This is a genomic window from Pseudoduganella violaceinigra DSM 15887 (genome assembly GCF_000425385.1).
In the GTDB taxonomy this organism is placed as follows: domain Bacteria; phylum Pseudomonadota; class Gammaproteobacteria; order Burkholderiales; family Burkholderiaceae_D; genus Rugamonas; species Rugamonas violaceinigra.
In genome coordinates this window covers 460,898-484,664 of sequence record NZ_KE384358.1, presented here as the reverse complement: position 1 = coordinate 484,664, position 23,767 = coordinate 460,898, and the positions used below count along the sequence as shown (strand labels likewise).

The following is a 23,767-nucleotide window of genomic DNA, read 5'->3' as shown; positions in this document are numbered from 1 at the left end:
TGGCCCGCATCCGCCGCGTCACCGGGGCCTGACCCTGCGGGTCGGGCCCCGCCTGACCGGTTTGGGTGTGTACAATAGCGGTTCCGATCAACCCAAGCATCTGAACGGGACTGCAATGACCATCAAAATCAGCCAGAATTTCGACTCTGGCGCCATCGAAGTAGTCCGCGCCGACAACGCCGCGAACATCGAACTGAAACTCCGCAAGGACAACGCCGCCGACATCCACCAGTGGTTCCACTTCCGCCTGCAGGGCGCGCGTGGCGAAGCTGTGACGATGAAATTCCTGAACGCGGGCGACGCCACCTACGCCAAAGGCTTCGAAGACTACAACGCTGCCGCCAGCTACGACGGCGAAAACTGGTTCCGCGTCCCAACCTCCTTCGATGGCCAGGTCATGACCATCAAGCACACGCCGCACAACGACAGCGTGTACTACGCCTATTTCGAGCCGTATTCCTGGGAGCGCCACCTGCGCCTGCTGGGCGAAGTGGCTGAAAACCCGATCGCACGCGTGCTCGATATCGGCTCCTCGATCGACGGCCGCGACATGAACCTGGTCGTCATCGGCGAACCGGAAGCCGAAAAGAAAATCTGGTTCATCGCGCGCCAGCACCCGGGCGAATCGATGGCTGAATGGTTCATCGAAGGCCTGATCGATTCCTTGCTGGACGACGCCAACCCGATCGCGCGCAAGCTGCTGCAGCGCTGCTGCTTCTACATCGTGCCGAACATGAATCCGGACGGCTCGGTCCGCGGCAATCTGCGCACCAACGCGGCCGGCGCCAACCTGAACCGCGAGTGGATGACCCCGACCCTGGAGCGTTCGCCGGAAGTGCTGTGCGTGAAAGAGAAGATCCACGCAACCGGCGTCGACATGTTCTTCGACATCCACGGCGACGAGGCGCTGCCTTACAACTTCGTGGCCGGCAATGAAATGCTGGAGAACTTCACGCCGGAGCAGATGGCGCGCCAGAAGAACTTCATCAACCGCTACAAGAATGCGACGCCTGACTTCCAGGACGCGGTGGGCTATGCGCCTTCCAAGTACAAGGAGGACATGCTGACCTTGGCTTCCAAGTACATCGGCCACCACTTCCAGGTGCTGTCGCTGACCTTGGAAATGCCGTTCAAGGATAACGCGGACCTGCCGGTGCCGAGCGTCGGCTGGAACGGCGCCCGCAGTGCGGCACTGGGCGCGGCGATCCTGCAGCCTATCCTGTTGTCGCTGGACGAATAAGACGCCAAGGCCATGGCTGCGCCGGAAGACGACACGCCATGGCTGAAGATCCTTGCATGGATTCAGGTGGCGTTATTGGCCTTGCTCTTTCTGGCGCCTTCGATTGCGCTTGGCATGATTGCAGTTGAAGGCCTTGTGATCGGTTTCTGGCTGCTTCCTGTCTTCTTGTACCAGACGCTGGTTAAACGGTTGCCGGCGCGCCAGGGGATCCGGCGTGCTGCGCAATCGTTGATCGACGCTTTCTCTTATTTCTGAGTGAAATTTTCAGTATGGGCATCGAGATTGAACGGAAATTTCTGGTAACCGGCGATGGCTGGCGCGCGCAAGGCGAACCGGTCCTGCTGCGCCAGGGTTACCTGTCCTCGCAGGCGGAACGCACCGTACGCGTGCGGATTGAAGGCGAGCACGCGGTCTTGACCATCAAGAGCAAGAATGTGGGCGCGGCGCGAGGGGAGTGGGAGTATCCCATCCCCGTCGCCGACGCCGCTGAATTGCTGGACCGTTTATGCGAGCGGCCGCTGATCGAGAAGTACCGCCGCCGTATCCCTTACGCTGGTTTCGTGTGGGAAGTGGACGAGTTCCTGGGTGAGAACGCCGGTCTCGTCGTCGCCGAGATCGAATTACCGGCGGAGGACGCCCAGTTCGACAAGCCGGACTGGGCTGGCGAGGAGGTCACCCACGATTTGCGCTACCTCAATTCCAACCTGATCAAGCAGCCGTATTCCACTTGGAAGTGAGATGCGCCCAGCGTATGCTGGGGACATGGGCATCGAAAACGAATTTCTCGAGTTCAAGGCGCTGGTTGAGGCGACTTTGCCAACGTTGGCCACAAAGGCCGACGTGGAAGCAATGCGCGCAGACATAGCGCGCTGGATGCTGGCGACGGTGATCGGTTTGTTTATCGGCTATTCCGGCTTAATTGTCGCACTGACCCGAACGCCAGCGGCGGCGCCCGTCGCGCAGGCGGCCCCCTGTCAGCCATGCATGGCGCCACAACCCGCTCAGCAGCAAGAAAAAAGCCCGCGTTGACTGCGGGCTTTTTTGTTTAGTGGAAATGCTCGGTGCCGGTGGCGGAGTCTTCCGGCATTTCTGCGTGGACCAGTTCGCCTGACGGATCGGCGAAGAGCGGGGCGCCGCAATCGTCGCAGTATTCGGCGACATATTTCTCACCGAGTTTTTTCACCTGGGAAACCCCGGCAGCGTTCAGGTGCTCGACGATTTCCTCCACTGGCGTCCGTGGCTTGAGCAGCTCGGCCAGCGTCGTGCCCGACAAGCCCTCGGCCGGTGTGCCTTCCTCATCTTCCTGGCCATACAGCGGCCAGACCACACCGTACATCACATCGCTGTCGGAGCGGCGGGTGAAGGCGACGCGGTATTCGTCCACCTGGCCATCCGGCGCGGATTCGTCGCCGAAGCCGGCGATCACCGCGCGCAGGTCGGACGGCTCGCAGGCCAGCGAATGCGTCAGGTAGTGCACGGCGGCGCGGATCGAGACCGGGCGGATCAGCTTGTCGGCCTCGCGGCAGCCGGTGTAATAGGCTTCCGGCAGCAGCAGCTCGATGCCGCAGCCCGGCAGCAGGCGCGCCACGGTCGGCGTGGCCTGTGTGGTCCATGCGGTCAGCGCGTTGCGCCGTTCTTCCGCCTGCGCGGCGTGATGGGCCGGCATCTGCCAGCGGAACATCGCGCTGTTGTGCGGCGCCACCACGGCCACCATCAGGTAGCGGGTATCGGCCAGGAAGGGCGCGGTTTCGGCCACCTTGGCGTCGGACTTGAGCGCCTGGCCTTTCAGTGCGGCCTGCGCCAGCTTGTGCACCTTCGAATACGCCTCGGCGTGGGTGCGCGGTAGCTGGTCGATCGAGTACAGGGTCGACGACATGGCCATATGCGTGCCGTCGGCCAGCAGGTGGGCGGAGAAGTGCGCCGACAGGGTGTTCAGGATATCGGACGGAATCGGGCCGGAGCCGATCGAGAAACGGGTCCAGGCCAGTACCGGAGCGGCCACCAGCAGGATATCGTACTCGCGCGACTCGCCATCGACCTCCAGCACGATGGTGTCGGATTCGCTGACCGCCTCCACGCTGTCCATCAGGATGTCGTAGGCAGGCAAATCCAGGCTGAACAGGGAATTCAGGGCCGAATCGACGGTGTCCTGGTGCCCGGTGCGCAGCAGTTTGTGCAGCTGTGCATCCAGCACCCGTTCCCAGTTACGCTCTTCAATGCGGCTGGCGGCCTGGCCCAGGGCTTGAGCGAGGGAGATAAGGCGCTGGCTGTCGGCGGATAATTTGTGGGTTGAATCTTTGGATGGGCGACGCATAGCGCTTTGTCTTTGTATGAAAATGTATTCGTTACGTCTATTGTAGTGGATTCGGCAAGATTCGGCGTTTTAAACCGGTAAACCAGACACCAGAAATGTAAAAACGCCGGGCACAGGCCCGGCGTTTTGTTGGCGGTAGAACGGCAGAAGTGCCGGGCCCGGCGGGCCAGACACCGCACCACCGGTCTTAAGCGGCCAGCAGCTGGCGCAGCACGAATGGCAGGATGCCGCCGTGCTTGTAGTAATCCACTTCGATCGGGGTGTCGATACGCAGCAGGACTTGCACTTCCTTCTTGGAGCCGTCCGCGCGGTGGATCACCAGGGTGGCTTGCTGTTGAGGCTTGATTTCGCCTTCCAGGCCCTTCAGGTCGTACACTTCGGTGCCGGTGATGCCCAGCGATTCCACGGAATCGTTGCCGATGAACTGCAGCGGCAGCACGCCCATGCCCACCAGGTTGGAACGGTGGATACGCTCGAAGGAACGGCAGATCACCGCCTTCACGCCCAGCAGCTGGGTGCCCTTGGCTGCCCAGTCGCGGGAGGAGCCGGTGCCGTATTCTTCGCCGCCGAAGATCATGGTCGGGGTCTCTTCAGCAATGTATTTCATCGCTGCGTCGTAGATCGACAGCTGTTCGCCCGATGGCTGGTGAATGGTGATGCCGCCTTCCACTGCGGAACCGTCGGCCTTGGCGGGGATCATCTTGTTCTTGATACGCACGTTGGCGAAGGTGCCGCGCATCATGATCTCGTGGTTGCCGCGGCGCGAGCCGTAGGAGTTGAAGTCGGCCTTCAGCACGCCGTTTTCCTTCAGCCATTTACCTGCCGGGCCGTCTTCCTTGATCGAGCCTGCTGGCGAGATGTGGTCGGTGGTGATGGAGTCACCAAACACGCCCAGCGCGCGCGCGCCCTTGATGCCGGCTTCCGCTGCCTTAGGCGTCATCTCGAAGCCATCGAAGAACGGTGGTTCTGCGATGTAGGTCGAATCAGGCCAGTTGTACACTTGGCCTTCGGTCGAGGACACGGCTTCCCACAGCTTGCCTGGGTTGCCCTTGACGTCGGCGTAGTTGGACTTGAAGACCTTGGAGTTCATCGCGAACTTCATCAGGGCGTTGATCTCTTTCGAGGTCGGCCAGATGTCGCCCAGGTACACGTCCTTGCCGTCCTTGCCCTGGCCGACCGGTTCGGTCATCAGGTCGCGGGTCACGTTGCCGGCGATCGCGTAAGCGACGACCAGCGGTGGCGATGCCAGGAAGTTGGAGCGGATGTTCGGGTGAATACGCGCTTCAAAGTTACGGTTACCGGACAGCACGGCCGCAGCAACGATGTCGTTGCCGGTGATGGTGGCGTTCAGTTCCGGGGTCAGGTCGCCGGCGTTACCGATGCAGGTGGTGCAGCCGTAAGCGGTCACGCCGAAGCCCAGTTTTTCCAGGTAGGGCAGCAGGCCGGCGGCGGTCAGGTACTCGGTCACTACGCGCGAGCCAGGCGCCAGGGACGACTTGATGTGCGGAGCGACGGTCAGGCCGGCTTCCACAGCTTTCTTGGCCAGCAGGCCCGCTGCCAGCAGCACGCTCGGGTTCGAGGTGTTGGTGCAGGAGGTGATTGCCGCGATCAGAACGTCGCCGTTCTTCACGTTCACGCCATTGCTGGTGGTGTAGGTCTTGGTCAGTTCGTCGGCCTTCTTGTTGAAGCCATTCTCGGTGGTTGGCTTCGAGAACAGGTCGGTGAAGGTGGCCTTGACGTTGCCGATTTCGATACGGTCTTGCGGACGCTTAGGACCGGCCAGCGACGGTGCAACGGTGGACAGGTCCAGGTGCAGTTCGCGGGTGAAGTCGATTTCGCCTTGCTTCGGCACGCCGTACATGCCCTGCGCCTTGAAGTAGGACTGGAATGCGGCGATTTCTTCCTTGGTGCGGCCGGTGCCTTCGAAGTATTCGATGGTGGCGTCGTCAACCGGGAAGAAGCCCATGGTCGCGCCGTATTCAGGCGCCATGTTGGCGATGGTTGCGCGGTCGGTCACGGACAGGGACTCGGTGCCTTCGCCGAAGAACTCGACGAACTTGCCCACGACTTTCTCTTTACGCAGCATTTCGGTGATGGTCAGCACCAGGTCGGTCGCGGTGCAGCCTTCGCGCAGCACGCCGGTCAGGTTGACGCCGATCACGTCCGGGGTCAGGAAGTACACCGGCTGGCCCAGCATGCCGGCTTCCGCCTCGATGCCGCCCACGCCCCAGCCCACCACGCCGATACCGTTGATCATGGTGGTGTGGGAGTCGGTGCCCACCAGCGAGTCAGGGTAGTACACGCCGGCGGCATTGTGCACGCCGCGCGCCAGGTATTCCAGGTTCACCTGGTGAACGATACCGAAGCCTGGAGGAACCACGCCGAAGGTGTCGAAGGCTTGCATGCCCCACTTCATGAACTGGTAGCGCTCGTTGTTGCGCGAGAATTCCAGCTTCATGTTCAGGTCCAGGGCCTTCGGCTCGCGGAAGTGGTCGATGGTGACCGAGTGGTCGACCACCAGGTCAACCGGGACCAGCGGCTCGATCTTCTTCGGGTTGACGCCCATTTTGGAGGCGACGTTGCGCATGGCGGCCAGATCGGCCAGCAGCGGAACGCCGGTGAAGTCCTGCAGCACAACGCGGGCTACGACGAATGGGATTTCGTCGGTGCGGGCAGCGGTGGCGCCCCAGTTAGCCAACTGCTTGACGTGCTCTTCGGTCACTTTTTTACCGTCGCAGTTACGCAGAACGGATTCCAGTACGACGCGAATCGATACCGGCAGGCGGGAAATCTTGGCGCCCAGTTCCTTTTCCAGGGCAGGCAGGGAGTAGAACTTACCCTTCTTGCCCCCGATCGGGAAATCCTTAAGCGTATTCAGTGTGTTGCGGGACATGTCCTCTCCTTGTATTTAAAGTCCGAGCGCTTGATCAGATGATTTGCATTCGTTTGCCAGTTGGCGGTTCACCTTGGAATCCAGCAGCATGCCCTTGGCAGGGATGCCGATCCAGATCAGGCCTGCCAGCTTGTTTTCGAAGCGCTGCGCACCGGTGGTGGTGGCTTCGCGGGTCAGGCGGGTCAGGCGGTTCTTCCAGCGCATGACGACGCTATTCTCGTCGTCCGCGTTGCTGTAAATGGTGATCTTGTTGCCCATCTCGCAGGCATAGCTGGTGGCCTTTTGCCCGGCCACGCTCGATTCCGGCTCGCCTTGGGTGGCGGCGGGTTTGGCGGCTTTCTTGGGGGCGGCGTGGGCGGATGGGGCGGCAATGGCGAGGGCCATGACGCAGGCGGTAAACAGTTTCATAAACGACATTTAATGGGCTCCTTTTGATTCGGCTGCCCCGATCAGGGCGGCAACGGAGTCCGGCAGCGGCAGGCCTGCGAGCTTGGCTCGCTGCAGAACCGTCCAATAATAGCGATAGCTCGCGCGGTCATGCAAGCGTCCATGCTGGCTAATCGGACCCCACTGTACCTTCTCTGCCTCATGCAGGATGGTGGCGGCCTCGTTTACCTCGGAAACACGCGGCGTAAATGCTTTTATGACAGGTTTTATCTGGCTCGGGTGGATGCTCCACATGCGGGTGAAGCCAAATTCCGCGGCGGCGCGCTGGGCGTCGGTGGCCACCACGGCGGAGTCCTTGATTTCCGTCGTCACGTTATGCGACGGCACCTTGCCGTGCGCGTGGCAGGCGGCGGCGATTTCCAGCTTGGCGCGCACCACCAGCGGGTGGGTGAACTGGCCCGGCGTGCGCATGGCGCTGCCCGGCACGGCGCCGTAGTGGGCCGAGACGAAGTCCATGATGCCGAAGGACAGGCATTCGACCTGGGGCAGGGCGGCGATATCGTGCACATCGCGCAGCGCGCCGTGGGTCTCGATCAAGACGTGAACTGGAACAGGCGTGCTGCGGCCGGACTTGGCGGCAAATTGGTTGACCAGGTCGATGGCGCGCTCGACTTCCTGCACGCTTTCCGGCTTGGGCAGCACCAGGTAGGCCAGCTTGTGGCCCGCTTCGGTGCAGATGATCTCGACGTCGCGCTCGAAGAACGGGCTGTTCACATCGTGCACGCGGGCGCCGATGCGGTTGAACTGGTTGGCTTCGTCCAGCAGCAGCAGGGCGACCAGCTTGGCGTGCGATTCTTCGTTGCCGGCGGCGGCGCCGTCCTCGCAATCGAAGGTGATGTCGAACAAAGGGCCAAGCTCTTGTTGCAGGGCCATGGATTTGCGCATCAGCTTTTCACTGCCCGCGTAGTGGTCGCAGGAAGGGAGCAGCAGCGGCTGGCGTGTGCCCTGGAATAAAACCTCGGATGGATGCATTGGTACGGATGATGAAACAACAGCCGCGCTGCCATCGGCAGCGCGGCGGGTACGGCGGATCGGTGGTTTAACCGGTTCCACTGTATTCAGACGATATTACGGCAGCAGGTGCTTGACGCCTTCACGCTCTTCGGTCAGTTCTTTCAGCGTGATGTTGATTTTCTCTTGCGAGAATTCGTCGATTGCCAGGCCTTGCACAATCTTGTATTCGCCGTTTTCGCAGGTCACCGGGAAGCCGAACATGGTGCCTTCAGGGATGCCGTAGGAACCGTCGGATGGGATGCCCATGGTGGTCCACTTGCCGTTGGTGCCCAGCACCCAGTCACGCACGTGGTCGATCGCTGCCGACGCTGCCGACGCTGCGGAAGACAGGCCGCGCGCTTCGATGATGGCTGCGCCGCGCTTGCCCACGGTCGGCAGGAAGGTGTTGGCGTTCCAATCGTGGTCGTTGATCATGTCTTTGACCGATGCGCCGCCGATGGTGGCGAAGCGGTAGTCGGCGTACATGGTCGGGGAGTGGTTGCCCCATACGCACATCTTTTCGATGTCCTTGACTGGCTTGCCGGTCTTGGTGGCGATCTGGGACAGGGCGCGGTTGTGGTCCAGGCGCAGCATGGCGGTGAAGTTCTTCGCTGGCAGCGATGGGGCGGACTTCATGGCGATGTAGGCGTTGGTGTTGGCTGGGTTGCCCACCACCAGGACTTTCACATTGCGCGAAGCGACGGCGTCCAGCGCCTTGCCTTGCACGGTGAAGATCTGGGCGTTGGCTTCCAGCAGGTCTTTACGCTCCATGCCTGGGCCGCGTGGACGGGCGCCGACCAGCAGGGCCACGTCGGCGTCCTTGAAGGCGGTCATCGGGTCGGCGTGGGCGGTCATGCCGGCGACCAGCGGGAATGCGCAGTCGTCGATCTCCATCATCACGCCTTTCAGCGCTTTCTGGGCCTTCTCATCAGGGATTTCCAGCAGTTGCAGGATGACTGGCTGGTCTTTGCCCAGCATGTCGCCGTTGGCGATACGGAACAGCAGGGAATAGCCGATCTGGCCGGCGGCGCCGGTAACGGCAACACGCATTGGGGTTTTAGCCATGGTGAATCTCCAAAAGTGGACGTGAAAACGGTGTAAGCTCGTAATGATACGACAATTCGGGCGAGTGTAGGCTCCAAGTTACTGGCTGTCAATCGTATCTTATGTCTTATATAAGACATATAAGTAATAGGATTTTTCTGGACGTAGAGGGATGGATGTGGTGCAATAGCGGGCTATGAATCCCGTCACGCCCAACCAGACCACTTCTGACGCCTTAGGCGTGGCCGGCGCACCGTCTCCCACGTTCTCCCCCCTGTACCAGCAGATCAAAGGCCTGCTCACGCAGAGCCTGCAATCGGGCGAATGGAAGCCGGGCGAAATGATCCCCAGCGAAGTCGAATTGGCCAACCGCTTCAAGGTCAGCCAGGGCACTGTGCGCAAGGCGATCGACGAACTGGCGGCGGAAAACCTGGTACTGCGCAAGCAGGGTAAGGGCACCTTCGTGTCCACCCACCACGAGGCGCGCGCCCACTTCCGCTTCCTGCGCCTGGTGCCGGACGAAGGTGTGCCGCATTATCCCGAATCGCGCTTTATTGAAGTCAAGCGCCTGCGCGCGCCGGCCGAGGTGGCGCGCCTGCTCGACCTGAAATCGGGCGATGCGGTGGTATATATCAAGCGCGTCCAGAGCTTCGACAATGTGCCGACCATCGTGGAAGAACTGTGGCTGCCCGGTCTGATCTTCAAAGGCCTGACGGCCGAGCGCCTGAACGAATACAAGGGGCCGATGTACGGCCTGTTCGAATCCGAGTTCGGCACGCGCATGATCCGCGCCGAGGAAAAGCTGCGCGCGGTGTGCGCCGGGGCGGACGATGCCGACTTGCTGAACGTGGCGGCAGGCGCGCCCCTGCTGTGCGCGGAGCGCGTGTCCTTCACCTACGGCGATAAACCGGTCGAATTGCGCCGCGGATTGTACTTAACCGAGCGACATCATTATCAAAATGATCTCAGTTAAGGTGCACCGCAATAATATTTTGGTGATATGTAAGAATACATATTGGTCGTCAGAGCAAAAATCGGCGAAAATCGCAGTTTCGCCAAGTTTGGCAAATCATTTGTAATAAAGCATAGGGAGGTTGTATATGACTGAAGCCGTGCGGGAAACCCCAAAAAAAGAACGGCCAGAATTCCGTAACATCCACGTTACGGATCTGATGAAATACCGACTGCCACTGGCTGGCATCGTCTCCATCCTGCACCGCATCAGCGGCGCACTGATGTTCCTGTTGTTGCCGTTCGTGCTGTACCTGCTGCAGGAATCGCTGCGCTCCGAGTACACCTTCGCCAACTTCATGATCATCGCCTCCCACCCGATCGCCAAGCTGGTCATGCTGGCCCTGTGCTGGGGCTACACCCAGCACTTCTGCGCCGGCGTGCGTCACCTGGTGATGGACACCCACGTGGGCCTGGACAAGGATTCCGCGCGCAAGTCCGCCACCGCGGTGCTGGTGATCACTGTCGTTGTGACCGCGCTGGTCGCACTGAAATTGTTTGGAGTGTTCTAAATGGCTAAGAATAATATCGGCCCAAAACGCCTGGTTGTCGGTGCCCACTACGGCGTCAAGGATTGGCTGGTCCAGCGTGTGACCGCCGTGCTGATGGTGGTCTACACCGCCGTCCTGTTCTTCATGATCTTCACCTCGTCGACGCCGTCGTACGAAGGCTGGGCGGAACTGTTCGCCAAGCAGTGGTTCAAGCTGTTCAGCGCCGTAACCCTGCTGGCCCTGTTCTACCACGCCTGGGTCGGCATCCGTGATATCTGGATGGACTACATCAAGCCGGTCGGCCTGCGCCTGTTCCTGCAAATCGCAACCATCGGCTGGCTGGTCGCTTGCGCCGCCTGGTCGCTGCAAATTCTGTGGAGTGTGTAAATCGTGGCAGCTATCAAATCTGCAATCCCTACCCGTCGCTTTGACGCGGTGATCGTTGGCGCCGGCGGTTCCGGCATGCGCGCCTCCCTGCAACTGGCGGAAGCGGGCCTGAATGTGGCCGTGCTGTCCAAGGTGTTCCCGACCCGCTCCCACACGGTGGCGGCGCAGGGCGGCATCGGCGCCTCGCTGGGCAATATGTCGGAAGACAACTGGTACTGGCATATGTTCGACACCGTCAAGGGGGGCGACTACCTCGGCGACCAGGATGCGATTGAATTCATGTGCCGCGAAGCACCGAAAGTCGTCTACGAGCTGGAACACTTCGGCATGCCGTTCGACCGCAACCCGGACGGCACCATTTACCAGCGTCCGTTCGGCGGCCACACCGCCAACCTGGGCGAGAAGCCTGTGCAGCGCGCCTGCGCCGCGGCTGACCGTACCGGCCACGCACTGCTGCACACCCTGTACCAGCGCAACGTGCGCGCCCGCACCCACTTCTTCGTTGAGTGGATGGCCCTGGACCTGGTGCGCGATGCCGACGGCGACGTCGTCGGCGTGGTGGCCCTGGAAATGGAAACCGGCGAATGCATGATCCTGGAAGCCAAGACCACCATCTTCGCAACCGGCGGCGCAGGCCGCATCTTCGCCGCATCGACCAACGCCTTCATCAACACCGGTGACGGCATGGGCATGGCGGCGCGTGCCGGCCTGCCGCTGCAGGATATGGAATTCTGGCAGTTCCACCCGACCGGCGTGTCCGGCGCGGGCGTGCTGATCACCGAAGGCGTGCGCGGCGAAGGCGGCATCCTGATCAACTCGAACGGCGAACGCTTCATGGAGCGCTACGCGCCGACCCTGAAAGACCTGGCGCCGCGCGACTTCGTGTCGCGCTCGATGGACCAGGAAATCAAGGAAGGCCGCGGCTGCGGTCCGAATAAAGACCACGTGCTGCTGGACCTGCGCCACATCGGCTCCGAGACCATCCAGAAGCGCCTGCCGTCGATCCTGGAAATCGGCCACAAGTTCGCCAACGTCGACGCCACCAAGGAACCGATCCCGGTCGTGCCGACCATCCACTACCAGATGGGCGGTATCCCGACCAATATCCACGGCCAGGTGGTCGTGCCGAACGGCGACGGCAGCCAGAAGGTCGTGAACGGCCTGTACGCCATCGGCGAATGCGCCTGCGTCTCGGTGCACGGCGCCAACCGCCTGGGCACCAACTCCCTGTTGGACCTGGTGGTGTTCGGCCGCGCGGCCGGCAACCACGTGGTGGCGCAGAACCTGAAGCAGAAGGAAAACAAGCCGCTGCCGAAGGACGCCGCCGAGTTCGCCATGAGCCGCCTGAACGGCCTGGAAACCTCGACCGGTTCCGAGCGCGTCCAGGACGTGGCCAACGACATCCGCGCCGCCATGCAGAAGTACTGCGGCGTGTTCCGTACCGACGACATGCTGGCCAAGGGCGTGGAAGAGATCATGAAGCTGGACGAGCGCCGCAAGCACGTTTCGTACAAGGACAAGTCCATGGTGTTCAACACCGCCCGCGTCGAAGCGCTGGAGCTGGACAACCTGATCGAAACCGCGAAAGCGACCATCGTTTCGGCCAATGCGCGCAAGGAATCCCGCGGCGCCCACGCACAAGACGATCATCCGAAACGCGATGATGAAAACTGGATGAAGCACACCCTGTGGTTCTCCGAAGGCAACCGCCTGGAATACAAGGCAGTCGTCACCAAGCCGCTGACGGTAGAAACCTTCAAGCCAAAAGCACGTACTTTCTAAGGGCCACAGAATCATGCCACGTACTCTGAAATTCAAAATCTACCGCTACGATCCGGACAAGGATGCCAAGCCATACATGCAAGACCTGACGGTCGAGCTGAAAGACACCGACAAGATGCTGCTGGACGCGCTGCAGCGCATCAAGTCCGACGTTGACGACTCCCTGTCGCTGCGCCGCTCCTGCCGCGAAGGCGTGTGCGGTTCCGACGCGATGAACATCAACGGCAAGAACGGCCTGGCCTGCACCACCAACCTGAACGAGCTGAGCGAGCCGATCGTGCTGCGTCCGCTGCCAGGCCTGCCGGTGGTGCGCGACCTGATCGTCGACATGACCCAGTTCTTCAAGCAATACCACTCGATCAAGCCGTTCCTGATCAACGACTCGATCCCTCCGGAGAAAGAGCGCCTGCAGTCGCCTGCGGAACGCGAAGAACTGGACGGCCTGTACGAGTGCATCCTGTGCGCCTGCTGCTCGACCTCCTGCCCGTCGTTCTGGTGGAACCCGGACAAGTTCGTCGGCCCGGCCGGCCTGCTGCAAGCCTACCGCTTCATCGCCGACTCGCGCGACGAAGCCACCGGCGAGCGCCTGGATAATCTGGAAGACCCGTATCGTCTGTTCCGTTGCCACTCGATCATGAACTGCGTCGACGTGTGCCCGAAAGGCCTGAACCCTAACAAGGCGATCGGCAAGATCAAGGAACTGATGGTACGCCGCGCCATTTAAACAAAATGGCCGAACTCGAAAAACGAGCGCACCAGGCCGATCCGACCAACCGTGCGCGCCTACGCTGGCGCGCACGCCGGGGCCTGCTGGAAAACGACATTATCTTGACGCGTTTCCTCGATGCGCACGAGACAGGATTGACCGACGAGGAAGTGGACGCGTTCACGCGGCTCCTCGATTTGTCGGACAATGCACTGATGGATCTGGTCTTGGCCCGTAAGGAGCCGGAAGGCGAAATAGACCTGCCGCATGTACATGCGTTACTGGCACGCCTGCGCCAAGCCTGAGTTTAAGTTTTTTATTTGCTGCATTCTCTCCTAAAGGAAGAGTCCATGAACATCTCTGAAACCAAAGCAACACTCTCGTTCTCCGACGGCAGCCCATCGGTGGAAATGCCGATCTACAAAGGCACCGTGGGCCCGGACGTTATCGACATCCGCAAACTGTACGGCGCTACCGGCAAGTTCACCTACGACCCTGGCTTCATGTCCACCGCGTCGTGCAACTCCTCGATCACCTACATCGACGGCGACAAGGGTGAACTGCAATACCGCGGCTACCCGATCGAACAGCTGGCGGTGAACGCCGACTTCATGGAATCGTGCTACCTGCTGCTGAACGGCGACCTGCCAAACGCGGTGCAGAAGAAGGAATTCGTCGACACCGTGACCAAGCACACCATGGTCCACGAGCAGATGCAATTCTTCTTCCGCGGCTTCCGCCGCGACGCCCACCCGATGTCCGTGCTGGTTGGCACCGTCGGCGCGCTGGCATCGTTCTACCACGACTCGCTGGACATCAACGACGCCAAGCAGCGTGAAATCTCGGCCATCCGCCTGATCGCCAAGCTGCCGACCCTGGTCGCCATGGCATACAAATACTCGATCGGCCAGCCGTTCGTGTACCCGCGCAACGACCTGTCGTACTCCGCCAACTTCATGCGCATGATGTTCGGCAACCCATGCGAAGACTACAAAGTCAACGACGTGCTGGTGCGCGCCCTGGACCGCATCCTGATCCTGCACGCGGACCACGAGCAGAACGCTTCCACCTCGACCGTGCGTCTGGCCGGCTCCTCCGGCGCCAACCCGTTCGCCTGTATCGCTGCCGGTATCGCCTGCCTGTGGGGCCCTGCCCACGGCGGCGCCAACGAAGCGGCCCTGAACATGCTGAAAGAAATCGGCACCGTCGACAAGATTCCTGCCTTCATCGCCCAGGTGAAAGACAAGAATTCCGGCGTCAAGCTGATGGGCTTCGGCCACCGCGTGTACAAGAACTTCGACCCACGTGCGAAGCTGATGCGCGAAACCTGCCACGAAGTGCTGAACGAACTGGGCCTGCAAGACGACCCGCTGTTCAAGCTGGCCATGGAACTGGAAAAGATTGCGCTGAACGACGAGTACTTCGTGTCCCGCAAGCTGTACCCGAACGTGGACTTCTACTCCGGCATCGTGCAGTCGGCCCTGGGCATCCCAGTGTCCCTGTTCACCGGCATCTTCGCCATGGCCCGCACCATCGGCTGGATCGCCCAGTGGAACGAAATGATCGCCGACCCAGAGCAGAAGATCGGCCGCCCACGCCAGCTGTTCGTCGGCTCCGCCGTGCGCGACGTGCCGCCGCTGAAAGACCGCAAGTAATTCTTGCAGCCTTCAGGCAAAGAAAAAGCGAGCTTCGGCTCGCTTTTTTATTCGGGGTCAGGTCTGTCATTTGGACACGAAGCGCGCTCCTTTGACCTGCCTCAATACGCCAGCCTCGCAACGATGTTGGCAAATGCTGGCCGCGCGTCCGGCGATAGATGCATGCAGTCAAGTGCGAGTGTGCGCACCTTTGGGAGTTCGTCCTCGCAGCGCTCCAACAATTCCTCCAGCAAGCAGCCGAACGCTCTCACTTCCAGGCGCTGCAAGGCTGCCGCAAGCGTTGAGCCCGGCTCGAACATCGAGGCCCCACCCAGATCGCCCAGCACCGCATTGCCTTCACCGCAGTTCAGGATGTTGTGGGCATAAAGATCGCCATGCATGATCCCTCGCGCGTGCAAGTGCGCAGCGGCGGATGCTATGCCGCGTGCGATGCCCAGTAAAGTCCCCGTACTGAATTGCTGGCCGTCCGCGTAGACATCGCGGGTACAAGTGACAAAGCTTGGCGGGCCGGCCAGGTTGCGCAGGCGCGGATCCATCAGCGGCATGACGAGTGCTGGCCTTTGTTCAGGGTGGTCTGGCACCGTACCGAGAACCGGAATCAGGTTCGGATGCCGGCCGGCGCCAATGCTGGCGGCCATTTCATGCTCGGGCGAGCCGTCGCTCGTCATCGCGCCTTTGAAGATTTTGACGGCGACAGTCGTGCCGTCCAGGGTGGCCTGATGGATTACGCCGGAGGCGCCTTCGCCGAGCTTGTGCAGCACCTGCAGCTCATGCCAGTGGATGCTGCGCACGGGTGACGGCGCGGCAGCCTGCTTCTCGTTGAAAGGATTGCCAGCGCAGGCAAGCCAGGTCAGGCGGGGCATCGCCAGCAGCCAATCCGGCAGTGCCGCAAGGCGATTCGAGGCAATCCGCAGCAGCTCAAGTTTGCTGCAATTCGCCAATTCCGGTGGCAGTGCGTGCAAGCGGTTCCCGGACAACATCAACTTCTGCATATCGGTACAGCGGCCAATTTCCCTTGGCAGCTCCGCGATACGGTTATCGGTCAGGATCAGCCAGCGCAGGCGCTCGGACAAGGCGGCGCCGGGCACCGTCGTGATCCGGCAGGCTTTGAAGCCAACCATGGTCAGGGCAGGGCAGCGGCCCAGTACTTCCGGCAGTTCGGTAAACGGATTGTCCGAGCAGAAGATGATGCGCAGCTTATGCAGGCGCGGCAAGTCGTCGGGCAGGGAGTCCAGCGCATTGCCGGAGAGCTCGAGGATCTCCAGCGTATCCGCCAGCTCGAAAATCTCGCGCGGGAATTCGGTCAAGCCGCAGCGTAGTTGCAGCCAGGTGGCGCCGGCCAGTGCGCCGGCGCGCAGTTGTTCCAGTGTCTGCATCGTCGCTTACTTCTCTTCGTCGAGCAGGGCGCGGATTTCTGCGCGCTCCTTGGCGCTGACGGTGCCACCTTTCAGCGCAGCGAGCACCAGGGCCTTGCCGGAGCCGGAGAATGCTTTGTGGATCAAGTCCTTGAGCAAGGAAGTCTGGATCGAATCCTGCTGCTCGATCGGCGAATAGATGTGGGCGCGCTGGCTTTCGTCGCGGTTCAGCAGGCCCTTGGTATGCATGACTTGCAGCAGGCGCAGGACGGTGGCGTATTGCATATCCGGCCGCGATTCCACGGCAGCCTCATGCACCTGCCGCGCCGTTGCCGGCCCCAAGGCAAACAAGAGGCGCAACATTTCCAGTTCGCTGGGCGTGGGTTTGGGCAAGGGCATGATAGATCCGGATGAATATCGACGGATCTAGAATAAATGATCTAGACAGGAAAGTCTACACCCGCGCAATGCTTGAGCCCGTGGCAACCTTGGGGTCAGGCTCCGAGGTTGCCACGGACTCGGCCGCAAATGCGCATGAGCCCGTGGCAAGCAAAGAGCCTGACCCCAAGGTTGCCACGGGCTCGGCAGTATTACCAGGCGAGCTCGCCTTTGGCGACTTTGGCGCTCAGTTGCAGGGCGCTTTCCAGGCCGGCTTGCGGGTAGGCCGATTTCATGGCGGCGACCAGGGCGGCGCTGTTGGCCGCTGCCGGGGTGGCGGCTTCGAAGCGGCGTACGTAGTCGGCGGTGTAGCTGATCGCGTCCGGGGTGTAGCTTACGCCAGGGGCGAAGTGGCCGGGAACGACCGTGGCCGGCTTCAGCTTGGCCATGTCGTCCAGGACGGACAGCCACTGGGCGCGCGATTCCACTGTCTGCGTGTCGGCCATCCAGACGTGCAGGCCTTTGAACAGTACGACGCCGCCGACAACCGCTTTGATCGATGGGATCCATACATAGCTGCGGTCGCCCTGGCCTTTGATCTGCAGCTTCTGGCCTTCGAGCTCGATGTCGCCTTGCAGCAGTTCAGGCATCACCACGCCTTGCGGGGCGTTGGCGCCCAGGATCGGGCCCCAGTAGGCGACCTTGGCTTGCGCCTTCTTTTCCATGGCGGCGATGGTGGTGCCGCGCGCCACGATGCGCGCTTGCGGGAAGGCGGCTTTCAATACGTCCAGGCCGAAGTAGAAGTCCGGGTCGCCGTGGCTGACATAGATGGTGGTCAGGCGCTTGCCGCTGGCTTTGATCTGGGCCACCAGTTTTTCCGCTTCGCCGCGCGAGAACTGGGCGTCCACCAGCACGGCGTCTTTGTCGCCTTTGACCAGGACCGAGGCGACCGGAAAGATGGCGGCTTCGCCAGGGTTGAAGACTTCCAGGGTCAGCGGGGCGGCGCTGGCGCCGGCGCTTGCTGCGGCGAGGGCGGCTGCGGCGAGAGTTTGCTTGATCATTGCGACATTCCTTTCGGTGATTGAATGACGCCAGTGTAGACAGCTTCGCATGATCGAAAAATAGGATATATTGAAACGGTTTATTGCATAAATCGTTCATATGGACCGTATTGATTCCGCCAGTGTCTTTGTCACCATCGCTGAGCGCGGCAGCCTGGCCGCGGCTGCCGATACCCTCGATATGTCGCGCGCCATGGTGACCCGCTATTTGGCGGAGATGGAGGAGTGGGCCGGCGCCCGCTTGCTGCACCGGACGACGCGGCGCCTGGGATTGACGGCGGCGGGCGAGGTGACCCTGGCGCGCTGCCGCGAGCTGCTGGCCCTGGCCGGGGCGATTCCGGCAGCGGGCGATGCGGGGGCGGGCGAGCCGCGCGGCCTGCTGCGGGTGGCGTGCGCGCAGTTTCTGGCGCAGACGGCGCTGGCCGATGCGCTGGCGGGGTTCCTGCGCCAATATCCCTTGGTGACGCTGGATCTGCAGGTTGATAACCGGGTGGTCAACCTGGTCGAGCAGCGAATCGATCTTGCCATCCGCATCACCAACGCGCTGGAGCCGAACCAGATCGCGCGCAAGGTGGGGGAGTGCCGTTCGATGCTGGTGGCATCTCCTTCGTATCTGGCGCAGCATGGTGCACCGCGCGATCCGCAAGATCTGGCGCGGCATAACTGCCTGGCTTACAGCTATTTCGGCAAGAGCGTGTGGACCCTGGCGCGCGATGGGGAGCCGCCGCAGGAGGTGCTGGTCGGCGGCAATCTGTCGTCGAACGAGTCGATGGCTTTGCTGGCGGCTGCGGGGCAGGGCGCCGGTATCGCTATGCAGCCGCGCTTCGTGGCGCAGCCGCAGGTGGCGATGGGGCAGCTAACGGAAGTTCTGCCAGACTGGGAGCCGCGGACGTTGGGAATTCATGCCATTTATACATCGCGCGAGCACATGCCGCCTGCGCTGCGGGCTCTACTGGACCACTTGGCTAATTGGTTCGTTAGGCATGGTTCGGTGTTCTAGTCGCAGATGTGCTCGCTGACAGGTCGCGTTACTGAGTTGATCGCATCTCGATTTGTTGTTGTATAACGTAATTCAATAGGCCGACAGCCCGATTTGCCGCAACTGCTCGGTCGTTCGGATCCAATATCGCTTGTTTTTCCTTTAACCAGTTCTCGGCAGCAGGGTCACCCATTTGTTTCGCCAATAGAGACCATGAAACGGCCTCGGCAGCTTTGCCATCCCGCCACAGCTGCTCGGCTAGAATGGATGCAGAATGGGCGTGCCCAACTGTGACAGCTTCAATCCAATAACGTTGTTCAACTTCCTTTGGCTGCTCTTTGAAGTTATACCCGGGCTCTCGCCGCAAGGAGTCGATCTCTATTCTGTGCCTGATTGCCAGCTGGAGCACCGCATAAATATCGTGTTTCTTGCTCAATTCCTGGAGTTGAAGCAAGCCCATCTCATCGTAAATGTTTGGTGTTACGATACCCAGCTTGCGCATAGTCGTACGGCGGGCCTCTAGCTGCGGGGATCGCAAGGCCAATTGCGATGGTGGCGGATTTCCTTGGCAAAAAGCGGATATTCCCGACGAGCAAGCCCGGGTGTTCACCGTTGTGCGTTGGGCCGCAGCTGGCAAGTTTTGATGCGCCAAAGGCTGACTTTGGCCACCCGGCTGAGTTTCTCCGGATGGCCAGGCTAACCAGGCGGCCACGAGAATAGCGGCGAGAGCCGAAACAAACTTGATCATTTAGCCAGGCCCGAATTGAACACAACTATTCTCTTAATCATCTATTTATTCCAGCTTCAGTTGAAGCCGAAGCCGGAACCAGAACCGAAGCCGGTACCTACGGTGGTAGGGCAAGGGCCCCAGGAAGCACCCCACATGCTGGCTTGACGGCGTGCGTCAGAAATGGTGCATCCATAGGCCATGAGCTGCTGCTGTGCCAGGGAGCCTCTTCCGATGCAGACTGGGTACCCCTGTGGTTGGGTGCAAGCATTGCCGTTGCCACCACCGTTCGATGGGGTTCCTCCAGCGTTAGGGTCGGCATAGACGACGGCAGTAAGCTGTCCCGGGAATTGGCCATGGTCAATAGTCAGGGCTCCAGTATTGGACAATTTCAGCCAGCTCGCAGCTGCGGCGCTGCGTGTGGTTTTAGTGGACCAAATAACCGAATTGTCAGGGCGGGTGACGACAAGATTGCCGTCAAGCTGCATTACCGCATTGGAAGCGCCCGAGCCGGCTGTGCCGCTCCACCAGAGCGCCTTTTGAGTGCCGCCCACAATTTGGTAAAGTACCAAATTGCCGTCCGTTTGCATTACGAGGCGATAGATGCCGTTTTCGAGGTATTCCCCTTGCTTCATCACACCGCAACCTTCGGGGCGGCAGTTCGCGGTGCCCACGGACGAGCCAAGAGATTGCGTTTGAGCCCGCACTGGACCAGGGTAAACCACCGTGGAACTGGTGCCAGGGTCTTGCAGGATGATTAAGGCTCCATTGTTTTCCAGCCTCAGCGAAGTATTTGCGACGGTGCTTAGCGTAGTTTTTGCAGACCAGATAGTCGAGTTGTCTGAACGTTTAATGACCAGATTGCTGTCAAGTTGGATGACGGCATTGGTGCCGCCGGTGCCGGACGTGTTACTCCACCAAAGGGCCTTTTGAGCTCCGCCTTCAATTTGATAAAGCACCAGGTTGCCGTCCGTTTGCATAACCAGGCGGTAGATGCCGTTCTCGAGATATTCACCTTGCTTCATCAACCCGCAGCCCTCGGGGCGGCAGTTGCTGGTGCTCACGACTGAGCCGATGGATTGGGCCGATGCCGAGCCAGCGATAGCTAGAAGAGAAAAAAGTGCAGCCAAAAACTTACGCATGAAACTCCTTAAAGAAATATTGACAAAAATTCATGGCGCAAAATTATAGCAGTGAATATTTCTTAAATTCTCACCAAATGTTACATTTTTATGAATATTGCTTCCAGCAGGCACAGGTAGTTTTAGTTGTTGCAGTTCAAGAACACGTGCTATCCTAAGCGACCGTTTTTGGAAAATCTGGAAACAACAGAGCCCTTCCCCCACAACTTGATGTGCAATCCGCTAACCGGTCAGGCCGTGTCGCGGAAGGTTTGAACAACCCGCTAATTCCTCGCGAAGCGCGAAGAAAGGTGAGCAAAGAAATGATGCAACAACAGACGTCCAATTCCTACCTGTTTGGTGGGAACGCGCCGTACGTAGAAGAACTGTACGAAGCGTATCTTGAGAATCCTGGCTCCGTGCCAGACAACTGGCGCCAGTATTTCGACGCCATGCAAAACGTGCCGGCAGTCGACGGCAGCGCCAAACCTGACGTCATCCACTCGTCCGTCATCGCCTCCTTCGCCGAACGCGCGAAAGCCGGTCCGATCCGCACCATCGTCGCTTCGTCCGATGCCGAAATGGGCCGCAAGCGCGTGGCCGCCACCCAGCTGATCGCAGCCTACCGCTACCTGGGCTCTCGCTGGGCCAACCTGGATCCGCTGCAGCGCCAGGAACGTCCGAGCATTCCTGAACTGGAACCGTCGTTCTACGGCTTCACCGACGCCGATCAGGACACCGTATTCAACATCAGCAACACCTACTTCGGCCCGGAGACCGCGACCCTGCGCGATCTGACCAACCTGCTGAAGGACACCTATACCCGCTCCATCGGCGCCGAGTACATGTACATCTCGGATCCAGCCGAAAAGCGCTGGCTGCAGGAGCGCCTGGAGTCGATCCGCTCGACCCCGGCCTTCAGCGCCGAAAAGAAAAAGCACATCCTGGAGCGCCTGACCGCCGCTGAAGGCCTGGAACGCTACCTCCATACCAAGTACGTCGGCCAGAAGCGCTTCTCGCTGGAAGGCGGCGAGACTTTCATCGCCTCGATCGATGAAATCATCCAGCGCGCCGGCGAAAAAGGCGTGCAGGAAATCGTCATCGGCATGGCCCACCGCGGCCGCCTGAACGTGCTGGTGAACACCCTGGGCAAGGCGCCTAAGGACCTGTTCGAAGAATTCGAAGGCAAGCACGCCGACGACCTGCCGGCTGGCGACGTGAAATACCACCAGGGCTTCTCGTCCGACATCTCCACCGCGGGCGGCCCGGTCCACCTGTCGCTGGCGTTCAATCCGTCCCACCTGGAAATCGTCAACCCTGTGGTTGAAGGTTCCGTGAAGGCCCGTATGGACCGCCGCGGCGACACCCACGGCGCGCAAGTGCTGCCTATCCTGGTGCACGGCGACGCCGCTTTCGCAGGCCAGGGCGTTGTGATGGAAACCCTGAACCTGGCGCAGACCCGCGGCTACGGCACCGGCGGCACCGTGCACATCGTGATCAACAACCAGATCGGCTTCACCACTTCCGATCCGCGCGATGCACGTTCCACCATTTACTGCTCCGACGTCGTGAAGATGATCGAAGCGCCGGTACTGCACGTGAACGCCGACGATCCTGAAGCCGTGGTCCTGGCTTCCCAGATCGCGATGGATTACCGCCAGCAGTTCAAGAAAGACATCGTTGTCGACATCATTTGCTACCGCAAACTGGGCCACAACGAGCAGGATACCCCGGCGCTGACCCAGCCGCTGATGTACAAGAAGATCGCCAAGCACCCAGGCACCCGCAAGATGTATGCGGACAAGCTGATCGCACAAGGCGTGATCCCTGCCGACGGCGGCGACGCCATGGTTGCCGCCTACCGCGCGGCGATGGACCAGGGCAAGCACACCATCGATCCGGTGATCTCCAACTTCAAGAACAAGTACGCCGTCGACTGGCTGCCGTTCCTGAACCGCAAGTGGACCGACGCCGCCGATACCGCCGTGCCGATGACCGAACTGAAACGTCTGGCCACCGCCATCACCACCGTGCCGGCCGACTTCAAGGTTCACTCGCTGGTGGAAAAAGTGCTGGGCGACCGCGCCAATATGGGCAAGGGCGAAATGAACCTGGACTGGGGCATGGGTGAACACCTGGCCTTCGCCTCCCTGGTTTCCTCCGGCTACGCTGTGCGCCTGACCGGCCAGGACGCCGGCCGCGGCACCTTCGTGCATCGCCACGCCGTACTGCACGACCAGAACCGCGAACGTTGGGACGCAGGTACCTACATCCCGCTGCAGAACATCTCCGAAGGCCAGGCACCGTTCACCGTGATCGACTCCGTGCTGTCCGAAGAGGCCGTGCTGGCCTTCGAATACGGCTACTCGACCGCCGAGCCTAACACGCTGACCATCTGGGAAGCCCAGTTCGGCGACTTCGTCAACGGTGCCCAGGTGGTGATCGACCAGTTCATCAGCTCCGGCGAAGTGAAGTGGGGCCGCGCTTCCGGCCTGGTCATGATGCTGCCGCACGGCTACGAAGGCCAGGGTCCAGAGCACTCGTCGTGCCGCCCAGAGCGTTTCCTGCAGCTGTGCGCCGACAACAATATGCAAGTTGTGCAGCCGACCACCGCGTCGCAGATCTTCCACGTGCTGCGCCGCCAGATGGTGCGCCAGTTCCGTAAACCGCTGGTGATCCTGACTCCTAAGTCGCTGCTGCGCAACAAGGATGCAGGTTCCCCGCTGGAGCAACTGGCCAAGGGCGCCTTCCAGACCGTGATCGGCGAGGTGGACGAGTCGATCGACGCCAAGAAGGTCAAGCGCGTGATCGCCTGCTCCGGCAAGGTGTACTACGACATCGTCAACACCCGCAAGACCCGCGGCGTGACCGATACCGCGATCGTGCGTATCGAGCAGCTGTATCCGTTCCCGCACAAGGCCTTCGCTGCCGAACTGAAAAAGTTCCCGAACCTGGCCGAAGTGGTGTGGGTACAGGACGAGCCGCAGAACCAGGGTCCTTGGTTCCAGATCCAGCACAACATCTTCGAGGCCATGGAGTCGGGCCAGAAGCTGGCGTATGCCGGCCGCCCAGCGTCCGCTTCGCCTGCCGTGGGTTACTACGACAAGCACTACGCGCAGCAGAAAGACCTGCTGGAAACCGCGTTCTCGAAGCTGAAGGGCTTCATTCTGACCAAGTAATCGC

General features: G+C 60.8%; 23 protein-coding genes. 13 read left to right on the top strand and 10 right to left on the bottom strand.

Annotated elements, in window-relative coordinates:
- Positions 1–115: 115 nt before the first annotated feature.
- From H597_RS0124835 to H597_RS0124820, 4 genes are read left to right on the top strand one after another with little or no spacing between them, the layout of a single operon-like run.
- On the top strand, positions 116–1,240 hold the full coding sequence (locus H597_RS0124835; RefSeq protein ID WP_028104483.1) for a M14 family metallopeptidase: 1,125 nt from the start codon (positions 116–118) through the stop codon (positions 1,238–1,240).
- A 12-nt stretch (positions 1,241–1,252) separates the two neighbouring features.
- Positions 1,253–1,495, top strand: a complete 243-nt coding sequence (locus tag H597_RS0124830; protein WP_028104482.1) for a hypothetical protein — start codon at positions 1,253–1,255, stop codon at positions 1,493–1,495.
- A gap of 14 nt (positions 1,496–1,509) precedes the next feature.
- Positions 1,510–1,977, top strand: coding sequence for a CYTH domain-containing protein (locus H597_RS0124825; protein WP_028104481.1), 468 nt, complete (start codon positions 1,510–1,512; stop codon positions 1,975–1,977).
- 25 nt (positions 1,978–2,002) lie between these two features.
- Complete coding sequence (locus tag H597_RS0124820) at positions 2,003–2,269, top strand: hypothetical protein (RefSeq protein ID WP_154668273.1); 267 nt, start codon at positions 2,003–2,005, stop codon at positions 2,267–2,269.
- A gap of 16 nt (positions 2,270–2,285) precedes the next feature.
- On the opposite strand, the gene H597_RS0124815 is transcribed toward H597_RS0124820, so the two are convergent.
- The 5 genes from H597_RS0124815 to H597_RS0124795 all read right to left on the bottom strand — a co-directional run bounded on the left by H597_RS0124815 (position 2,286) and on the right by H597_RS0124795 (position 8,952).
- Entirely contained in the window at positions 2,286–3,554 is a 1,269-nt protein-coding gene (locus H597_RS0124815; RefSeq protein ID WP_028104479.1) for a DUF2863 family protein, read from the bottom strand.
- A 187-nt stretch (positions 3,555–3,741) separates the two neighbouring features.
- The gene (gene acnA, locus H597_RS0124810; RefSeq protein WP_028104478.1) at positions 3,742–6,447 is read right to left on the bottom strand and encodes an aconitate hydratase AcnA; all 2,706 of its coding nucleotides are present in this window, start codon (positions 6,445–6,447) and stop codon (positions 3,742–3,744) included.
- A gap of 15 nt (positions 6,448–6,462) precedes the next feature.
- A complete protein-coding gene (locus H597_RS34385; protein ID WP_028104477.1) occupies positions 6,463–6,864 on the bottom strand; it encodes a hypothetical protein in 402 nt (133 codons plus the stop codon).
- A complete protein-coding gene (locus tag H597_RS0124800; protein ID WP_028104476.1) occupies positions 6,865–7,866 on the bottom strand; it encodes an HpcH/HpaI aldolase/citrate lyase family protein in 1,002 nt (333 codons plus the stop codon).
- A gap of 96 nt (positions 7,867–7,962) precedes the next feature.
- Complete coding sequence (locus H597_RS0124795; protein ID WP_028104475.1) at positions 7,963–8,952, bottom strand: malate dehydrogenase; 990 nt, start codon at positions 8,950–8,952, stop codon at positions 7,963–7,965.
- Between the two features lie 175 nt (positions 8,953–9,127).
- Between H597_RS0124795 and H597_RS0124790 the strand changes: the two genes are divergently transcribed.
- The 7 genes from H597_RS0124790 (at position 9,128) to gltA (ending at position 14,963) form a co-directional block, all read left to right on the top strand.
- On the top strand, positions 9,128–9,904 hold the full coding sequence (locus H597_RS0124790) for a GntR family transcriptional regulator (RefSeq protein ID WP_028104474.1): 777 nt from the start codon (positions 9,128–9,130) through the stop codon (positions 9,902–9,904).
- Positions 9,905–10,031: 127 nt separating this feature from the next.
- The gene (sdhC, locus tag H597_RS0124785) at positions 10,032–10,454 is read left to right on the top strand and encodes a succinate dehydrogenase, cytochrome b556 subunit (RefSeq protein ID WP_028104473.1); all 423 of its coding nucleotides are present in this window, start codon (positions 10,032–10,034) and stop codon (positions 10,452–10,454) included.
- Positions 10,455–10,820 (top strand): succinate dehydrogenase, hydrophobic membrane anchor protein, encoded by a 366-nt coding sequence (sdhD, locus tag H597_RS0124780; protein ID WP_028104472.1) that lies wholly within the window; start codon positions 10,455–10,457, stop codon positions 10,818–10,820.
- A gap of 3 nt (positions 10,821–10,823) precedes the next feature.
- Positions 10,824–12,602, top strand: coding sequence for a succinate dehydrogenase flavoprotein subunit (gene sdhA, locus H597_RS0124775; RefSeq protein WP_028104471.1), 1,779 nt, complete (start codon positions 10,824–10,826; stop codon positions 12,600–12,602).
- Positions 12,603–12,615: 13 nt separating this feature from the next.
- Positions 12,616–13,326: a succinate dehydrogenase iron-sulfur subunit gene (locus tag H597_RS0124770; RefSeq protein ID WP_028104470.1), complete on the top strand. Its 711-nt coding sequence runs from the start codon at positions 12,616–12,618 to the stop codon at positions 13,324–13,326.
- 5 nt (positions 13,327–13,331) lie between these two features.
- Entirely contained in the window at positions 13,332–13,613 is a 282-nt protein-coding gene (locus tag H597_RS0124765) for an FAD assembly factor SdhE (protein ID WP_028104469.1), read from the top strand.
- Between the two features lie 45 nt (positions 13,614–13,658).
- Positions 13,659–14,963 carry a citrate synthase gene (gene gltA / locus H597_RS0124760; protein ID WP_028104468.1) on the top strand — a complete coding sequence of 435 codons (1,305 nt, stop codon included), beginning with the start codon at positions 13,659–13,661 and terminating at the stop codon, positions 14,961–14,963.
- 101 nt (positions 14,964–15,064) lie between these two features.
- Here the strand turns inward: gltA and H597_RS0124755 are convergent, their stop codons facing one another.
- From H597_RS0124755 to H597_RS0124745, 3 genes are all read right to left on the bottom strand, one after another.
- Positions 15,065–16,339: a leucine-rich repeat-containing protein kinase family protein gene (locus H597_RS0124755; RefSeq protein WP_028104467.1), complete on the bottom strand. Its 1,275-nt coding sequence runs from the start codon at positions 16,337–16,339 to the stop codon at positions 15,065–15,067.
- Between the two features lie 6 nt (positions 16,340–16,345).
- Positions 16,346–16,717: a BlaI/MecI/CopY family transcriptional regulator gene (locus tag H597_RS0124750; RefSeq protein ID WP_028104466.1), complete on the bottom strand. Its 372-nt coding sequence runs from the start codon at positions 16,715–16,717 to the stop codon at positions 16,346–16,348.
- A 191-nt stretch (positions 16,718–16,908) separates the two neighbouring features.
- Positions 16,909–17,757, bottom strand: a complete 849-nt coding sequence (locus H597_RS0124745) for an MBL fold metallo-hydrolase (RefSeq protein ID WP_028104465.1) — start codon at positions 17,755–17,757, stop codon at positions 16,909–16,911.
- Positions 17,758–17,857: 100 nt separating this feature from the next.
- Between H597_RS0124745 and H597_RS0124740 the strand changes: the two genes are divergently transcribed.
- A complete protein-coding gene (locus tag H597_RS0124740; RefSeq protein WP_028104464.1) occupies positions 17,858–18,757 on the top strand; it encodes a LysR family transcriptional regulator in 900 nt (299 codons plus the stop codon).
- Between the two features lie 28 nt (positions 18,758–18,785).
- Here the strand turns inward: H597_RS0124740 and H597_RS35175 are convergent, their stop codons facing one another.
- Positions 18,786–19,484: a hypothetical protein gene (locus H597_RS35175; RefSeq protein WP_154668272.1), complete on the bottom strand. Its 699-nt coding sequence runs from the start codon at positions 19,482–19,484 to the stop codon at positions 18,786–18,788.
- Positions 19,485–19,540: 56 nt separating this feature from the next.
- Positions 19,541–20,605 (bottom strand): hypothetical protein, encoded by a 1,065-nt coding sequence (locus H597_RS33565; protein ID WP_051294088.1) that lies wholly within the window; start codon positions 20,603–20,605, stop codon positions 19,541–19,543.
- 302 nt (positions 20,606–20,907) lie between these two features.
- Between H597_RS33565 and H597_RS0124725 the strand changes: the two genes are divergently transcribed.
- Positions 20,908–23,763 carry a 2-oxoglutarate dehydrogenase E1 component gene (locus H597_RS0124725; RefSeq protein WP_028104462.1) on the top strand — a complete coding sequence of 952 codons (2,856 nt, stop codon included), beginning with the start codon at positions 20,908–20,910 and terminating at the stop codon, positions 23,761–23,763.
- The last annotated feature ends 4 nt before the right edge of the window (positions 23,764–23,767 follow it).

Excerpts from the sequence above, each read along its gene's own strand:
- H597_RS0124835 (WP_028104483.1), top strand. The coding sequence starts at position 116 with ATGACCATCAAAATCAGCCAGAATTTCGACTCTGGCGCCATCGAAGTA.
- H597_RS0124830 (WP_028104482.1), top strand. The coding sequence starts at position 1,253 with ATGGCTGCGCCGGAAGACGACACGCCATGGCTGAAGATCCTTGCATGG.
- H597_RS0124825 (WP_028104481.1), top strand. The coding sequence starts at position 1,510 with ATGGGCATCGAGATTGAACGGAAATTTCTGGTAACCGGCGATGGCTGG.
- H597_RS0124820 (WP_154668273.1), top strand. The coding sequence starts at position 2,003 with ATGGGCATCGAAAACGAATTTCTCGAGTTCAAGGCGCTGGTTGAGGCG.
- H597_RS0124815 (WP_028104479.1), bottom strand. The coding sequence starts at position 3,554 with ATGCGTCGCCCATCCAAAGATTCAACCCACAAATTATCCGCCGACAGC.
- acnA (WP_028104478.1), bottom strand. The coding sequence starts at position 6,447 with ATGTCCCGCAACACACTGAATACGCTTAAGGATTTCCCGATCGGGGGC.
- H597_RS34385 (WP_028104477.1), bottom strand. The coding sequence starts at position 6,864 with ATGTCGTTTATGAAACTGTTTACCGCCTGCGTCATGGCCCTCGCCATT.
- H597_RS0124800 (WP_028104476.1), bottom strand. The coding sequence starts at position 7,866 with ATGCATCCATCCGAGGTTTTATTCCAGGGCACACGCCAGCCGCTGCTG.
- H597_RS0124795 (WP_028104475.1), bottom strand. The coding sequence starts at position 8,952 with ATGGCTAAAACCCCAATGCGTGTTGCCGTTACCGGCGCCGCCGGCCAG.
- H597_RS0124790 (WP_028104474.1), top strand. The coding sequence starts at position 9,128 with ATGAATCCCGTCACGCCCAACCAGACCACTTCTGACGCCTTAGGCGTG.
- sdhC (WP_028104473.1), top strand. The coding sequence starts at position 10,032 with ATGACTGAAGCCGTGCGGGAAACCCCAAAAAAAGAACGGCCAGAATTC.
- sdhD (WP_028104472.1), top strand. The coding sequence starts at position 10,455 with ATGGCTAAGAATAATATCGGCCCAAAACGCCTGGTTGTCGGTGCCCAC.
- H597_RS0124770 (WP_028104470.1), top strand. The coding sequence starts at position 12,616 with ATGCCACGTACTCTGAAATTCAAAATCTACCGCTACGATCCGGACAAG.
- H597_RS0124765 (WP_028104469.1), top strand. The coding sequence starts at position 13,332 with ATGGCCGAACTCGAAAAACGAGCGCACCAGGCCGATCCGACCAACCGT.
- gltA (WP_028104468.1), top strand. The coding sequence starts at position 13,659 with ATGAACATCTCTGAAACCAAAGCAACACTCTCGTTCTCCGACGGCAGC.
- H597_RS0124755 (WP_028104467.1), bottom strand. The coding sequence starts at position 16,339 with ATGCAGACACTGGAACAACTGCGCGCCGGCGCACTGGCCGGCGCCACC.
- H597_RS0124750 (WP_028104466.1), bottom strand. The coding sequence starts at position 16,717 with ATGCCCTTGCCCAAACCCACGCCCAGCGAACTGGAAATGTTGCGCCTC.
- H597_RS0124745 (WP_028104465.1), bottom strand. The coding sequence starts at position 17,757 with ATGATCAAGCAAACTCTCGCCGCAGCCGCCCTCGCCGCAGCAAGCGCC.
- H597_RS0124740 (WP_028104464.1), top strand. The coding sequence starts at position 17,858 with ATGGACCGTATTGATTCCGCCAGTGTCTTTGTCACCATCGCTGAGCGC.
- H597_RS35175 (WP_154668272.1), bottom strand. The coding sequence starts at position 19,484 with ATGATCAAGTTTGTTTCGGCTCTCGCCGCTATTCTCGTGGCCGCCTGG.
- H597_RS33565 (WP_051294088.1), bottom strand. The coding sequence starts at position 20,605 with ATGCGTAAGTTTTTGGCTGCACTTTTTTCTCTTCTAGCTATCGCTGGC.
- H597_RS0124725 (WP_028104462.1), top strand. The coding sequence starts at position 20,908 with ATGATGCAACAACAGACGTCCAATTCCTACCTGTTTGGTGGGAACGCG.